13 protein-coding genes are annotated in these 14,274 nt (G+C 60.1%); 10 read left to right on the top strand and 3 right to left on the bottom strand.

Going from position 1 to position 14,274, the window contains the following annotated elements; translation table 11 throughout:
- On the top strand, nt 1-217 hold a 217-nt coding region (locus tag AC1DW0_RS29245; protein ID WP_477946033.1), incomplete at its 5' end, for an integrase core domain-containing protein.
- Between the two features lie 644 nt (nt 218-861).
- On the opposite strand, the gene AC1DW0_RS29240 is transcribed toward AC1DW0_RS29245, so the two are convergent.
- Nucleotides 862-1,239 carry a hypothetical protein gene (locus AC1DW0_RS29240; RefSeq protein WP_477949551.1) on the bottom strand — a complete coding sequence of 126 codons (378 nt, stop codon included), beginning with the start codon at nt 1,237-1,239 and terminating at the stop codon, nt 862-864.
- Between the two features lie 29 nt (nt 1,240-1,268).
- Here AC1DW0_RS29240 and AC1DW0_RS29235 point away from each other — a divergent pair, with 29 nt between their 5' ends.
- Nucleotides 1,269-1,772, top strand: a complete 504-nt coding sequence (locus AC1DW0_RS29235; RefSeq protein WP_477949549.1) for a hypothetical protein — start codon at nt 1,269-1,271, stop codon at nt 1,770-1,772.
- 63 nt (nt 1,773-1,835) lie between these two features.
- Nucleotides 1,836-2,285, top strand: a complete 450-nt coding sequence (locus tag AC1DW0_RS29230) for a hypothetical protein (protein WP_477949547.1) — start codon at nt 1,836-1,838, stop codon at nt 2,283-2,285.
- Nucleotides 2,286-2,355: 70 nt separating this feature from the next.
- On the opposite strand, the gene AC1DW0_RS29225 is transcribed toward AC1DW0_RS29230, so the two are convergent.
- Both AC1DW0_RS29225 and AC1DW0_RS29220 read right to left on the bottom strand, forming a co-directional pair.
- Nucleotides 2,356-2,670: a hypothetical protein gene (locus AC1DW0_RS29225; protein WP_477949545.1), complete on the bottom strand. Its 315-nt coding sequence runs from the start codon at nt 2,668-2,670 to the stop codon at nt 2,356-2,358.
- A gap of 722 nt (nt 2,671-3,392) precedes the next feature.
- Nucleotides 3,393-3,749 carry an H-NS histone family protein gene (locus tag AC1DW0_RS29220; RefSeq protein ID WP_477949543.1) on the bottom strand — a complete coding sequence of 119 codons (357 nt, stop codon included), beginning with the start codon at nt 3,747-3,749 and terminating at the stop codon, nt 3,393-3,395.
- 242 nt (nt 3,750-3,991) lie between these two features.
- Here AC1DW0_RS29220 and AC1DW0_RS29215 point away from each other — a divergent pair, with 242 nt between their 5' ends.
- The 7 genes from AC1DW0_RS29215 to AC1DW0_RS29185 all read left to right on the top strand — a co-directional run.
- Complete coding sequence (locus tag AC1DW0_RS29215) at nt 3,992-7,993, top strand: phosphoribosyltransferase-like protein (protein WP_477949541.1); 4,002 nt, start codon at nt 3,992-3,994, stop codon at nt 7,991-7,993.
- Nucleotides 7,994-8,373: 380 nt separating this feature from the next.
- Nucleotides 8,374-9,486, top strand: coding sequence for a DNA sulfur modification protein DndB (gene dndB, locus AC1DW0_RS29210; protein WP_477949539.1), 1,113 nt, complete (start codon nt 8,374-8,376; stop codon nt 9,484-9,486).
- Nucleotides 9,483-10,934: a DNA phosphorothioation system sulfurtransferase DndC gene (gene dndC / locus AC1DW0_RS29205; protein WP_477949537.1), complete on the top strand. Its 1,452-nt coding sequence runs from the start codon at nt 9,483-9,485 to the stop codon at nt 10,932-10,934. The genes dndB and dndC overlap by 4 nt, the downstream gene beginning before the upstream one ends.
- Before the next feature lie 3 nt (nt 10,935-10,937).
- Nucleotides 10,938-12,935 carry a DNA sulfur modification protein DndD gene (dndD, locus tag AC1DW0_RS29200; RefSeq protein ID WP_477949535.1) on the top strand — a complete coding sequence of 666 codons (1,998 nt, stop codon included), beginning with the start codon at nt 10,938-10,940 and terminating at the stop codon, nt 12,933-12,935.
- Nucleotides 12,935-13,336, top strand: a complete 402-nt coding sequence (dndE, locus tag AC1DW0_RS29195) for a DNA sulfur modification protein DndE (protein ID WP_477949533.1) — start codon at nt 12,935-12,937, stop codon at nt 13,334-13,336. Before dndD ends, dndE begins: the two co-directional genes overlap by 1 nt.
- Nucleotides 13,337-13,460: 124 nt before the next feature.
- On the top strand, nt 13,461-14,051 hold the full coding sequence (locus tag AC1DW0_RS29190) for a restriction endonuclease (RefSeq protein WP_477949531.1): 591 nt from the start codon (nt 13,461-13,463) through the stop codon (nt 14,049-14,051).
- A 36-nt stretch (nt 14,052-14,087) separates the two neighbouring features.
- Nucleotides 14,088-14,274 (top strand): transposase (locus tag AC1DW0_RS29185; RefSeq protein WP_477949529.1); only part of this gene is annotated, 187 nt, incomplete at its 3' end.

The raw sequence follows: 14,274 nt of genomic DNA, 5'->3' as shown, positions 1-14,274 counted from the left end.
GTGCCTCAACGAGCACTGGTTCGAGACGCTGGCGCAGGCCCGGGTCGTGATCCAGGCCTGGGTACAGGACTACAACGAGGTGCGGCCGCATTCGAGCATCGGCCGCATGCCACCCAGGTGCTTCGCACGCCTTCAACGGCAGCAGGCTGTCGAGGAAGGTTCAGCTTCAACCGCCGCACTGGCGATACCCTTGACCCCCAGGGCTCCCTCGCAATGACTGGTACGGCGATTGGGGGCAGGTCACGCGGGCTGACGCGCAATGAGTACTCCTTCTCATAGCTGCTGCCAAAGGCGGTGTACAGCGCGGAGTGACCGTAGAAGTCTTTTTCGTCGCCTTTCGAGATGTAGCCAAGTGCGGTTTCGCCAGACGGCTCGAAGGGGTCGTAGTACGAGAGGGCATCTCGTGGCGCGCGGAACGACTCCTCCAGCTCGGCAACGCGTTCGGTAGGCGTCAGTCCGGTCGGGATGTTCAGTTCGGCGCGGAGGAGGGCAAGGAAAGTTGATTCGTCCATGCAAGGTCTAGCGCAAGCATTTAGCCTTCCCCTCCAGTAGAGAGCCCGGCAAATCCAACTAGCTATAGGCTAGACCTCTCAGTGCGCCCTTGAAACTCGGACAGTTGGCGCACCAAGTCGTCTAACTGCTCTGCCAGGGTGCGATGACGGAGGTCCGGCGTGCCAACGACATGCCTCGCGCCGGCGATAAAGAGGTAAGCGAGCCAGTAGGGCGGCTCGCCTGGCCTGCGGTACGAGAAGACGGTCATGCGGTCGACATGTTGGTGCTCCAGGGAGGAGACCAACGCTTCGACAGGCGCCTTCAGTTCATTCGCCATCTGCAAGTCCAGTTCCATCACGCGTCCAGGCGTTACGGGCCATTTGAAGGGCCGGCCGCCGCCCGGACACGCTCTGCCCAATCAATCCAGTCCTGTTGCGAAGCCAGGAAGGTCAGTGTGGTGGGCTCGTAGTAGTTTCGCGCGCCGAGGTCGGCCAGGTTGTAGTCCGCCGTGCTGAGTGACAGACGACGAGCACCCTCACGAGCCACCTCTGCGTCTGGGTGGTCATCGGACGCTACTCGCACCTCGGCGTCGACGATTGAAAGCAACGCGAAATATCCTGCTTGAAAGGCTAAGGACGCAGTCTCCGCGGAAGGGCTGTGCAACGCCGCATCCATGTAGTCGTTGCTCGCACGTGCTAGCGCAGCCTGCCGAGATGAAGAGCCTGGAATAAACATCTTTTGCTTCACCGGTTATCAGCAATCAAAGCGAACCGGACATGAAAACCACTCAAGCCCTGCAACGCCATCTCGCCAGCCTTTTCGTCATTTCCGCCTTCCTCGATGACTTCGGCCGCGGCCTCACGGAAAACATTTCGATGACGGTCGGTATGGCCTCCGCTCGTCTGAAGCCAGGCGTCTTGCCGTACTCCGCCGGCGCGGCCTTCCCCCTTTCTGCGGTTCTCGGGGCAGCACAGGACATCTGCACCCGTGCAACCGTCGCCAGCGAAGACGCCCTTGAAGACATGCTGGATGACGTCCGGGTGCAGTTCGAGGTGGTCGACGAATGCGATGAGCAGGACCGAGCCGTCGCGCTGGAGAACCTGCTGCATGTCTTCGGGCCAGCCGCATGGACCGCCCGAGAGACTTGGCGCGAGGTGGCGGCAGGCTTTCCCATCAGTGGGGGCGATTTCGCGGCATGGATGGACGAGCTTTGGCAGCGCCGCCATGGCGCGCAGGTCAGGGTTATCTGCGACCCGCAGGACCTGCCCGGCCTCGGGTGAGAGGGCTTCCAAACGGATAAACACCGGTCGCTCCACTTTGTACATCCAACTTGGCAACCGATAGTGCAAGACCTTCAAATCCTCCAGCGCCGCTTCGGCAGCATGTTCGTGACCGCCGCCTTCCTCGACCGGTTCAACGATGGTCTCAGCGGGTATATCGTGCGGACCATCATGTCGGCGACTGAAACCGCGCCGGGGAACTCGTCGCCCGACAAGCACAGCGCTGACGCCGCATGCCCTCTGGCATGTGTTCTGGGAGCGGCGCAAGACATCTGCGCATCCACCTTTGTGGAAGACGAGGAGTCGCTGGACCAACTGCTCGAGGTCATTCACCGGCAGTTCGACGTCGCCGATGACTGCAATGAGACGGACCGGATGTTCGCGCTTCAGTATCTGGAGGAAGTCTTCTTGCTGGCATCCGATGAAGCACGCGAGGCTTTGCAGGAAGTCGAAGATGGGTTTCCGGTCAGCGGAGGTGCGTTTGTTGTCTGGAAGCGCAGGTTCGAACGCTGAGCGAGCCGCCGGCAGGACGGACTGCGCTTGATTCGAATGACTACGGTAGGGGCGTGTGGCGAACATCGGGCTAAGCCAGCTCTTCACGGTCCTTGAAGACCATCAGGAGCTGGCCATCACGCAACCTAAGTGAGGAAACCTCGTGGTTGCCGCTGCGGTGACGGTGCATCAGGTGCACTGTCACGAGTTGTCCGGCTACCAGTCGTTTGGCGATGTCTAGCTTGCCTTCGCCCTTGAGTGCGCTTACGTAACGCCCGGAGTCCGGACCGTCCATCAGCTTCCCGTAGCTTTCGACCAAAAACCACGCCTTCTCTCCGAGGAGGCGTTCTGCTTGCATTCGAAGCTTCATGCTGCGTCGCAACGCTTCGAGATTCTCATCGTCCATGGCAAAGTCGGTGCAGGAGCAAAGGGCCATGGCGAGCCAGTGCTCTGTGGTGGAAACAGGGTGGCATGGATGGTTGCTCCGGACTCTTGATCAGCGCGCGAGCTCGGTCAACTATTCTGAGAATGTCCTACTAGCTAACACAGGTAGGTATATACGCACATTTAGACAAAGGCAGCGCGATGCGCCAGACTTAATAGCTAAGTCTGATCACCTATTCGAGAGGTCGCCTTTTGGTCAAAAGCTATACCCCCATTGCCGTTATAAAGGACATTCGCCCGCAGGCGTCAATGCTCGTCATCGCTCGTCTTTGGGATAGAAGCGATAGCCGACTACTTCAGTGGATTTCGGAGGGGCCAGACCGCCTGAGTGGTGAAGTCCGTGTCGCCGCGATATTGCCATCGCAAGAGGTCACGGCTGAGGACTACCTGGTATTCCAGAGTCTCGCCGTCCAGCCCATTTTTGTTCCAGAGGCGTTGTCGGAGGCGTCTCCCGTAGAGGTTGAGGCTTTCGTCCTTGAAGCCCTGGCAGGGGCGCGTCTCATGCATGAATGCCTGCACAAATGACGTCGAAGCCGTTTGTGCGAGCTGCAAACAAGTATGTTGCGACTGGGAGGGCGGATATGGGGACGAAGATGGCGGTTCAGGTCGCCTTCGAGCTAGGCCGGAAGCTCTGTTTGCAGGTCGTCTGAGGCGCGTCAGCTACAAGGTCCGGGTGTAGTTAGCTCAGCTTTCAGCGACCTTGAACTCATCGCGCGACCGCCCCTGCGCCTCGTAGTTGGCGAGCCACTTGGCCGGAAGCCCGCGGCCGCTCCAGGTGTTGTCCGTGTTCGCAGGGTCGCGGTACATCACCGCTGACTGTGAAGGTGCCTTGGGCTTGCGGGCAGGGCGGCTTGAGACGTAGGGTTGAAGTGCGCGGAGCCCGTCTGCAGCGGAAAAGCCCGCCGCTTCAATCTTCTTGACGAAGCCGTCCGCGAGGACCTTCAGTTCCTCGGCGCGCTTGGCAGCAATTTCTTCGTCTAGCTTCTTGCTTACCTCGAGCAACTCTGCGTAGCTCAGCTTGGATGGATCAAGGTTCGTCATAGCTGGGGGTAGGGCGGCTACGTTGGCCGCGCGCGCATGGTATGCGAGGCCGAAGTCACCTCAGCTTTACGGCTAGAGGGAAATCGAGAGGGCGCCGAGCTAATAGGCCACAACGATATGTAAGGGCTCAACCCGAGGCTTCTCGTGCGCGGACGGCGTAATCTCGAAAAATTGGAAGCGCGCCCCAACCGCCTGAGTTAGCAGAGCGGATCTCCAGTGGGCGATGCGAGGGGAGAACTCGGATGAAGTCGAGGCAAGAAGGCCTGGAACTGGTGGTCGTGGCGTTCCTGCACGCGCAGAGAAAACTCGGTCCTGAGGCGAAGACGATGTCTATCGCCGAGTTGAAGAACCGGTTGCTTCAAATTACTGACCGTCGGTTCGATGCCAAGGACTTCGGCGTGCCGGACTTGCGTGCTTTCCTCGCGATGCTTGCCCCCGAGCTCTTGGTCATCAAGGCGACAGGGCACGGCGCGGTCGAGCTGACCATTGCTCCAGAAGCCGTAGTCGTTCTTAAGACTTTAGCCGGTGAACAGCGTGCGAACGAGGGCTCGCCAAAGACGATCGCCCCGATGGATGTCCTTCAGGATCTTCTCAAGCCTGATGGGCGCACCCGACCGGACTTGTGGGCTGCGATCATGGACTACGCGAGCAAGCTGACCTTCGTCTGGGACGAGCGTATGGGTGAAGCCAGACCAAGGCGCGGCAAAGAGCCGCTGCCGGTGATGCCCACTGTCACCTCGGTGGAGCTGGGGGAGTGGCGCCGAACCTTCGTGAGCGAGCACAAGGCCGAACTCGAAGGCAGCGAGCTGGCTAGTGCGCAGCGCTGGCAAGAGCAAGGTCTAGCTACGGTCTTCCTCCCTGCGAAGCTGAGGCAACCATGGAATCGCGAGCTTGCGCTTCGTGTTCGTCAGCGGCTGCAGGAGTTCTTCGCGCAACTGAATCCGAAAGCCTCCAGCATCGCCGGAGCGCCGGCTGCTGCCGCTGAGCCAGACCAGGTTGCCGACATGCTTGGTGCGCTGCTCATGGCAGCCAAAGATAGAGGGGATGGATTCACAGTTGGTGAGCTCCTGTCCCAGCAATTGCAAGGCGCATCTGAGGAGCAGTCAGAGCAGCTCATTGCCAGGATAGTCAATGCGTGGGCTTCGCCTCGCGCAGTGCCGGCAGAGCCCGCCTCGCTATCAGATGTGTCAGAGCGGCTCGACTCATATTCGCGGAAGAACTTGGCGACAGCCTTTATCAACGCGATTCACCGAGTCGATGCGGTTGACCCCGAGCTGAGCGCGGCAGAGCGCGACTTTGCCTTTAAGCTCAAAGACGATATCGCGGCCGCGTACGGACTCGACGCACGCTCACCCGTTGAGGTATGCCGTGCTTCGTTGGCGAAGCTCGAAGAGCTTCTTGCCAAAGGGGCGTCGATCGTCACACGATTCCTAAGGGCTACACCTGCGACGGCCCGGATTGCGTCGGGTGACCTCTTGCCGCTCGCTCATCGACTGCAGCCCTTACTCGTGGCGGCTGAGCAAGAGTTCCTAGGCGACCTCGATGTGTTGATCGGTCCGGCCTTCCGCAAGCTCTTCGAAGCCTATGAGAAGAACGAAGACGCTGAGGTGATCCGACGTGCGCCTGAGTACCTGGAGAACATCGCAGGACATAGACCGACCTCGCCTGACCCGCGACTTCATAGCCAGGTTTGGCTCAGCCTTGTGCAGCCGGTCCTTAATCACCTTGCGACCTTGGTTGAAGACGCGACCTCGCGCGGCGAAATTGCACTCGCGCCTTCGTTGGTACTCAGGAATCCGAGGACTAAGGCAGACCTTCGAGCGGCAGGTGTGGACGTTTTTCTTTCCTTCTCGCTGGTCAACCAAGGGAAGGGCTATGCGCGTGACGTGTCATTGCAGCGGGGAGGCGAGGACGGCGCGGCTGCGGCTTGTGACCTGGTCGTGTACGAACCGACCGGTCCGTTCGCTGTCCCGCCTGGTGGGGAGCAGCTCGTTCGACTGAGGCTAAAACTTGCTGAACCTTGTGCGGAGCTGCGAATCCCTGTGCAGTGGAGCTGTGTCTCGGGCTCGGGGAAGCAGGTCGTTGCTAAAGGCGAGCTAGGAATCTCGCAGCAGGTGACAGAGCCGAACTGGGACGCGCTTCTTTCGGACCCGCCGTATACCTTGAACCCGATCAAGCGGGCCGACAGGCTGTACGGCCGCGGCACCATCCTTCAGAGCCTGGTTCTGAATGCGATGGCCGGTACATCAACTTTCGTTTGGGGACAGAAGCGCATCGGCAAGACGTCGCTCCTGCAGGTCCTGGCGGGGAATTTGTCTGCGAGGCCAGACACCACCTGTGTTTTGCTGCGTATGGGGGAGTTGACTTCGCTTCACGAAGGGCAGCTTGCGCACCGCATAGCGCGCCGATTGTTGGACAAGGTGGATACGAAGATCGAGGCGCCCCAGGAAGCGGATTTCGGTGCCGGCATCAGCCTGCTGGTGCCATTCGTTGAGCGACTGGCAGACAAGATGGAGCGGCACAAGTTCGTGGTCATCATCGACGAGTTCGATGATCTCGATCCCTCCTTCTACATGGGCGAGCGTGGACGTCAGTTCATGAAGGGATTGAGGTCAGCGTCAGAGGCTGGCTTGACGTTCTTCTTTGTTGGCAGCGAGAGGATGGATGCAATCTTCGAGCGGCACCAGGCTGACCTGAACAAGTGGACGAATGTGCGGCTCGACAGGATCGACAACCGCGCTGACTGCCAGGCACTGATCCAAACGCCCGTTGAAGGCGCCCTGGAATTTGATGCCACGGCCGTGGACTTCATCGTCGACTACACAGCAGGCAACCCGTTCTACATCCACAACTTTTGCTTCCAGCTCTTCCAGCGGTGCTTGCTGGAACATCGGACGTTCATTGACGCCAACGACACCTCCGCGGTACGGCATCAACTGCTCAAGTCCCTTGGCGCAACAAACTTCGCGCACCTTTGGGAAGACAACCCTGTGCTGGAAGCGCAGGACAAGCGTCGAGAGGCTGCTGAGAACTGCATTGCGCTCGCTTGCATCTCGGCGCTCGGTGGTCGTTTCGAGGACGTTGAAGAATTGGCTGAAGCGCAGCAAGGGCTTCCGATCGCTGCAGAGGACCGAGCCAGAACCGGGGAGCTTCGAAAAGCATGTGCCAGGCTGCACAAGCGTGGAGTCTTGTCCGATCGCGGTGGCGCTGATGAGAAGGTGGTCTCGTTGCAGATCTTTCGCGAGTGGCTTGGCGAGAACGCTCGCTCGAAACTCCTGCCCATCTGGACGAGCCAGCTGGAACTAGAACGGGCCGCTGCTGACGATGAGCCGGCCCCAGCCGCCCAGTTTGAAGCTCCTGACGCGGCATTCCCGATCAGCGAAGACGAACTGCTTGCAGTCGCTCAAAAACTGACGTACTGCGGGAAGCAGAAGGACGTGGCCGAGATCAAGCAGTGGTTGCGGCAGTTCGATGACGACACGCGTATCGAGACGGCCTACCTGCTGCTGAAGCGCATCTCCGAGCAAGGGTTCATCACCGAAGGAATGCGAGCGACTTCGCTAGCCAAGGTGGAGGAGATGATCTCCGCCAGGCGGCTTGCCACGGGCAGCGGCACGTGGACGATTGTGAAGAATCGTCGGACCAACCTCGCCATCGGCTACCTGGATGTCGAGCACAAGAGTGGCGCCACGATGGCCCGCGATATGAAGACTCGGATGCAGGCGGGCAGGTTGGCTTCAATTAGCGACATGGACACTTGGATGCGTGCCAACGTAGACAAGGATGGCTTCGTGGCCCTGGTCGATGACTTCGCCGGAACGGGGCAAACGCTGGTCGGCGGTCTGAAGAAGGCCCGTGTGAAGGTTTCTCCGGAGCTTTGGGACCGCTACGTTTCCGAGGGGCGCCTGAGCCTCTTCCTGATGTATGCGTTCCCTGACGCAGTTAGGGCTGTTGAGGAAGCGTTCCCAGGCATCCTCGTGCTGGTAGCGCACTACTTTGGCGACGACCTGCGAGCCTGCGACGAGGAGTCCGGAATCTTCGACACTCCAGCGGAGCGGACATTTGCCCAGGACATCCTCCAGCAGATCGGTCGCGAGTTGTCACCGAGCTATCCGCTCGGGCACGGCAACATGGGAGCGTTGGTCGTGTTCTACAACACGACGCCTAACAACACGCTGCCAATTTTCTGGTGCGGCGGGACGGTGCAAGAGCGGCCTTGGAAGCCGTTGTTCCCGCGTTCCTGACGCAAACGTCAGTGCTTGGCCAACGTCGGCGTCGACGCTCCGGCGGTCCAGGTGCTCGCAATCGAGTGCAGACGTCGCCACGCCGTGGACCGTCCAGACGCATCACCGCGGCCGAACCGCCGAATCAGGCGCCGTCTTTGGGTAGCCAGCCTGCCAGGATTCGTCGGACGGTCTCAGGCTGGCCGCACGAGCCACGCTGTTCGCGAAGCTTCGTGCCCCTTGCTCCGTGCCCCCTGCGATGAGTTGGGGTAAACCCTTGTGCAGACGTCTGGACAAGACGACCGTCGTCTGGAATCGACGAGAATGCCCCATGCTTCCCTTGTACGTTAGGGTGTCGGCAAACGTATGTGGGGTGGTTGACATACACGTAGAATCCGTGAATGTCGAACGAGTTTTCCTTCGTGTTCCCCGCCATCCGAGGTGTTCAGGCCGGACGGGAGTACTACGTCTCCATGTGCCCTTTGCGGCTGCTGCCGCGGCTGTTCCTCTTCGATGAAGAGGAGCTCATGCCAGAGGTGCGCGCCCAGCGCTCGTTGAACAAGGCACGCGTCCCTGAGATCGCGCGGTACATCACTGACAACCCGGACAGCTACACCTTTTCGGCGATCACGGCGTCGGTGGACGGCGGCGTTCAGTTCGAGGCCTTGGGGTCTGGCCCTACGAACTTCCGCATGGGCACGCTTACGGTGTCGATGGAGGCGAAGTTCATCGTGAATGATGGGCAGCACCGCAGAGCTGCCATCGAGGCGGCGCTGCAACGCGCGCCAGAGCTTGGCGACGAGACCATTGCAGTGGTTTTCTTCATCGACAGGGGGCTTGAGCGCTGCCAACAGATGTTCGCCGACCTCAACTGTGCGATACGGCCTTCGGCGTCGGTCCGAGTCCTGTACGACCATCGCAGCGACTCAGCCAGCGTTGCTCGGCACTTGAGCATGCAGTCGCCGATCTTCCGTGACCTCATCGAGACCGGAAAGTCGTCGTTGTCGCCGCGCTCGCGCAAGCTGTTCACCTTGAGCGCCCTGAACTTCGCAACGGTCGAACTCCATTCCGACGAAGAGCTCCAGGATTTCTCGTCGGCCAGCAAAAAGTCCATGGATTTTTGGACCGCCGTGGGCGATCAGATGCCGGAATGGGTGCAGGTCCGTGAGGGGCGGATGACTTCGGGTGAGGTTCGGCGCGATTTCATCCATTCCCACGCAATCGTGTTGCAAGCGTTGGGGCGCGTAGGTAAAGCGCTCTACGAGCATCCGCCGGCGGCGCGTGCTGAGCGGCTACAGCGCCTGCGCACCATCGACTGGTCCAGGAAGAACGCAGCTATGTGGGAAGGCCGCGCAATGAACGGCTGGTCCGTTCAGAACTCCGCAAGAAACGTCATCTTGACGAGCAATCAAATCAAGCAGGTGCTGGACCTCGAGCTCACTTCCGAGGAAGCCGCCGCAGAGAACGCGATGTTGGAGGCCCGGAAGGCCCAGCGCCGTGGAAAGCGAACATGACTACGTCCGTTGAAGACATCGTTGCCGAGATTCAGTCGCTGTACCGTTCAGACGACGTGCCATGGATCGTGGGCTATAGCGGCGGCAAGGACTCCACAGCCTCCTTGCAGCTGGTGTGGAAGGCTCTGGCCGGCCTGAAGCCTGAAGAGCGCAAGAAGGAAGTGCACGTCATTTCGACGGACACGCTCGTGGAGAACCCAGTCATCGCTGCCTGGGTTGATGTGTCGCTGAAGAGCATCGAGGTAGCAGCGCAGACCCAAGGCCTTCCTATCCTCGCCAAGCGCTTGACGCCAAGCCTTGAGAACCGTTTTTGGGTCAACCTCATCGGCAAGGGGTACCCGGCACCGCGACCCAAGTTCCGTTGGTGCACGGACCGTTTGAAGATCAGCGCGTCTACCAAGTACATCCAAGACCTATCGGAGAACAACGGCGAGGCCATCCTCGTGCTGGGTCAGCGCCGTGGTGAGAGCCAGCGCCGCGACAAGACGATGGACCAGTACTCTGGCAGCACTCGTGACCGCCTGAGCAAAAACAAGGACCCCCGACTGTCTCGTGTGTGGGTTTACTTGCCAATCGAGACCTGGACCAGCGACGACGTCTGGGAATACCTTATCGTTGAAGAAAATCCTTGGGGCATCAAAAACAAGGAGCTCTTCGACATCTACCGAGGCGCCACGCCTGATGCGGAATGCCCGATCGTCGTTGACACATCCACGGCCAGCTGCGGCGACAGTCGTTTCGGCTGCTACGTCTGCACGATGGTTGCGCAGGACAAGTCCATGCAGGCGATGGTCCAGAACGATGAGCAGAAGCAATGGATGCAGCCCATCCTGGACTTCCGAAATAAGAACTTGGCCGGCGAGGATCGAGCGGTTCGAGACTTCAGGCGTCTGAACAATCGTCTGACGGTGTTCAAGGGTGAACTGGTACATGGCCCGTACAAGCAGGAATACCGCGCAAAGCTGCTGAGGGAGCTGCTACGCACCCAGCGTCAAATCCAGACGTCTGGACATCCGGACGGCAATCGCATCGAGCTCATCTCGCTTGACGAGATTGACGAGATTCGGCGGCTTTGGACCGAGGAGAAGGGCGAAATTGAGGACCTGGTGCCCGATATCTATCGTGAGGTCTATGACGTGGACTATCCCGGCAAGGAACTCGAGCAAGTGCCGCTGGAAGCCGCAGACCTAGACATCCTGAAGTCCGTCGCAGAGGAGATGGATCCCGAAGGGGCGGAGGAGCTGTACAAGCTGACCCGCGGCCTGCTGGCAGTGCAGTTCCAGACGATGGACTCGAACAAACGGTCCAAACATCTTGACCGCCTGGAGGAAACGCTGAAGCGCTATGCCTTCCGCAACGAGGAGGACGCTCGCGCTTTCGCGCTGTCCGCCAAAGACCCCGAGGGCTCGGTTGACGACAACGCCGACCCCTCCAATCTGATTGTCTGAACGATGGCAAAGGTAACCATCACAAGCCTGGCCGTCGCGAACTTCGGGCCGTATCGTGAGGAGCAGGTGCTGGACTTGCGCGTCAAGGACAAGCGGCCAGTCATTCTTGTTAAGGCGCTGAACGGCAGTGGCAAGACGACCCTGCTGACCTCGCTCCAGATAGGCCTCTACGGGCAACGTGCCATCCCAAGCGGACGCAAAAGCGAGTACGAGAGCTTAGTTCGCGATCTCATGCGCTCAGATGCCGCGGGGGCGCACTACGTGGAGGTAGGGCTGTCCTTCGACTCGGCAGCGGCACATCAGGAATACTTGGTGCGCCGTGAGTGGACGCGCAAGGCTGACGGTGTCGCGGAAGTGGTGACTGTCTTCACCGACGGTGCCAAGGACTTCGACCTGTCAGCGACTTGGGACGAGTTCATCGAGGGCATCCTCCCAGCCGAGCTCATTCAGCTGTTCTTCTTCGATGGCGAGAAGATTGAAGCTCTTGCCAACCCTGAGAAGCTCCCGGATTTGCTGCGTCGTGCAACCGAGGTGTTCCTCGGCATTGGCGGGATTGATGCGCTTGGCAATGACCTGAAAGCGGTGGAGCGTCGAACGGCGATCAAGAACCGCGGAGAGTCCCCGGAGTTTGACGAGGCCCGTCTGCAGCTTGAGGCGCTGGAGAGCCACGTGTATTCGTTGGCTGGCAATATCGAGATGATGCGCCAGGAAAAGGCGTCGCTGGTTAACGCCGTTGATCAGTCGCGACTCGCCCTAGACAAATTCAAGCGAAAAGCCCAACGCAAAGGAGCTGATGCCTATGCCTCAGCGGCAGAGATCCGAAGCAAGGTTGCGGACGCTGCAGCGACTGTGAAGATTGAACGCAAAGGGTTGGTCGACCTGATGTCGGATCCACTGCTCCCGACGCTCTGGTTGGGTGATCTATGGCGCCAGTACCAGGATGCGTGGAGCGAAGAGGTTCAGACCAAGCAGGCGCGCCACTTAGCGACCGAGTTCAAGAAGCGCGATAGCCGCCTCCTGAAGCACCTGGCTGTACGCGCGCCGGCTTCGATCCTTCAGGAGTTCCGAAATGCGCTCGCAGATGACCTCAAGGGTTACGTCGGAGCTCAGACGCGAAAGCTCGTCGGGCTCCAGGAAGCCAATCCAGCCGATTTGGAGACAGTCGCACGTGAGAGGCAGCAGGACCTGAAGTACCAGCTGCGACAGCTCGCTGCCGCGCAGTCGGTTGCCGACAAGGCAGAGAAGTCGATCGGCGAGATTCCTGCTGAGGAGCAGATGCTTGGCATCTTGAACGAGCTCCAAGAGCTGAGCAGGACTGTGGCGGAGTCCGAGCTCAAGCTTGCAGAGGTCGACAGACGCCTGACTGAGGCCGAATCACAGCACGAGAATCAGCGTGTCCGTTTGCTCGGCGCCCAGGAGCGCTTTGGAAAGGACTTCCGCGACAAGGCGCTAGAAACTCGGGGTTTAGAGGCCTCCATTCGTGCGCGCCAAGCGCTTTCCATCTTCCGGGAGCGACTGCTTGCCTCCAAGGCGGACTGGCTCTCGAACATGATTTCCGAGGCGTTCCAGGAGCTGCTGCGCAAGCGCCACTTGGTGGAGCGCGTCGTCGTGGACCCGAAGACCTACCGTGTGTCGATCAAGGACAGCAAAGGCAAGGAGCTTCCGATGGAGCGCCTGTCGGCGGGCGAGCGCCAGCTGTTGGCTATCGCCGTCCTTAGCGCCCTTATCAAGGAGCGCAAGGGACGGTTCCCGGTCGTAGTCGACACGCCGCTGGCCCGATTGGACCAGGAGCATCGGTCGCTTCTCATTCGGCGCTTCTTCGCGACGGTCTCTCACCAGGTTGTCGTGCTCTCGACGGACCAGGAAGTGGAGGGCGCCTCGTATGACGCGATGAAACCCCACACGATGGCGGAGTACGTACTGCAGTACGACGACGGTGAGCGCCGCACCAAGGTGACGCGAGTGGCTGGTGGCCAAGCCCCTGTGAAGGAGGCTGCGTGATGGACCGTCTACGACTTTCAAGCACAGCCAAACATCAGCTTGTGGCGCTGAAGAGGCGAACTGGTGTGGAGCACAACAACGCGCTCTGCCGGCATGCACTGTGCCTTTCTCTCGCCAATCCGTCGGCGCCGCCCGATGAGGAGTTCAACTTCGCCGGGGGTCTCGAGATTGAGTGGCGTGTGCTTGCCGGCGGGCAGGAGGCGCTGTACTACAACCTGCTGATGATCAGGCTGCTGCACGAAGGCGTCACGCCGACTGAAGAAGCCGTACGCAAGGCTGCGCTGCTGCACGTTCATCGTGGGTTGTCGTATTTGATGAGCCGCCGGGAGGATGACCTTCTGGGTGAGCTCGCCGCGGCTTTGTCGGTGGTGGTACCGGCGCAGGCGGTAGAGGGCAGCTGACTAAGGGCTGGACTCTGCCGGTCGTCCCTCGGGGCAACCGTGGCGCCGTCTGTCATATCCTTGCTGGTAGCCGAAGCGCTTCCTTAGCGGAGCCTTTTGGTACGCAGATACGAGAGGAGGGATCGTGACCATCGTTGAGGCCATCAAAGAGGCAATGCTTCATGCCGCGCGCCCGCTGAGTGCGCGTGAGGCGTACGAGATCATCGTCGCGCGCGATCTCTACAAGTTCCAAGCAAAGGACCCTCAGCACGTCGTCGTCATGCAGATTCGAAGGCATGCCATCGGCGTCGACTTTCCGACGGCGGCTCCGACTAAGCATTTCAAGCTTCACGGGGACAACACCTACGAACCTTTGGCCAATCCCGTCAGGCTCCCCGCCGGCGGGGAGCCAAAGCCAAAGGCACGGAGAGCAGCTCCGGGCAGCAAGGCCGGCGCAAAGAGACCGGTGAAGACGCAGGACGTCACACGCCTGTCGGTGATTGAGGCGGAGCTGTGGGAGGCTCACAAAAAATACCTGAGCGTCTTCAAGCAGAAGATGCTTCAAGAGCTCAAGAAGATGACGCCCGCCGCTTTCGAAGCCTTCGGACGCGAACTGCTTGACGGGTACGGGTTCGAGAACACGCACGTCACGCAGATTTCGAAGGACGGCGGCATCGACGGCTACGGTAGGCTGAAGGTCGGCTTGACCTGCTCCCTCCCCGCCGTACCAATCTAAACGAGAGTGAGTCCGTCCTTTTGGAGAATGACGGATATGAGAACCAGCAAGTACAGCGAGCAGCAGATCATTGGCTTCTTGAACCAGGCCACAGCCGGGATGGGCATCAAGGAGCTGTGCCGCAAGGAAGGCTTCAGCGAGGCCACCTTCTACAAGTGGCGGGCCAAGTACGGCGGCCTGCAGGTCAGCGAGGCCGTGCGGCTGCGTGTGCGTGAGCTCGAGG

This window comes from Roseateles sp. P4_D2, from assembly GCF_056401875.1.
This window is presented reverse-complemented; position numbering and strand designations above follow the sequence as displayed.

Coding starts and splice junctions, on each gene's coding strand:
- AC1DW0_RS29235 (WP_477949549.1), top strand. CDS start 1,269: ATGAAAACCACTCAAGCCCTGCAACGCCATCTCGCCAGCCTTTTCGTC.
- AC1DW0_RS29225 (WP_477949545.1), bottom strand. CDS start 2,670: ATGGACGATGAGAATCTCGAAGCGTTGCGACGCAGCATGAAGCTTCGA.
- AC1DW0_RS29220 (WP_477949543.1), bottom strand. CDS start 3,749: ATGACGAACCTTGATCCATCCAAGCTGAGCTACGCAGAGTTGCTCGAG.
- AC1DW0_RS29215 (WP_477949541.1), top strand. CDS start 3,992: ATGAAGTCGAGGCAAGAAGGCCTGGAACTGGTGGTCGTGGCGTTCCTG.
- dndB (WP_477949539.1), top strand. CDS start 8,374: ATGTCGAACGAGTTTTCCTTCGTGTTCCCCGCCATCCGAGGTGTTCAG.
- dndC (WP_477949537.1), top strand. CDS start 9,483: ATGACTACGTCCGTTGAAGACATCGTTGCCGAGATTCAGTCGCTGTAC.
- dndD (WP_477949535.1), top strand. CDS start 10,938: ATGGCAAAGGTAACCATCACAAGCCTGGCCGTCGCGAACTTCGGGCCG.
- dndE (WP_477949533.1), top strand. CDS start 12,935: ATGGACCGTCTACGACTTTCAAGCACAGCCAAACATCAGCTTGTGGCG.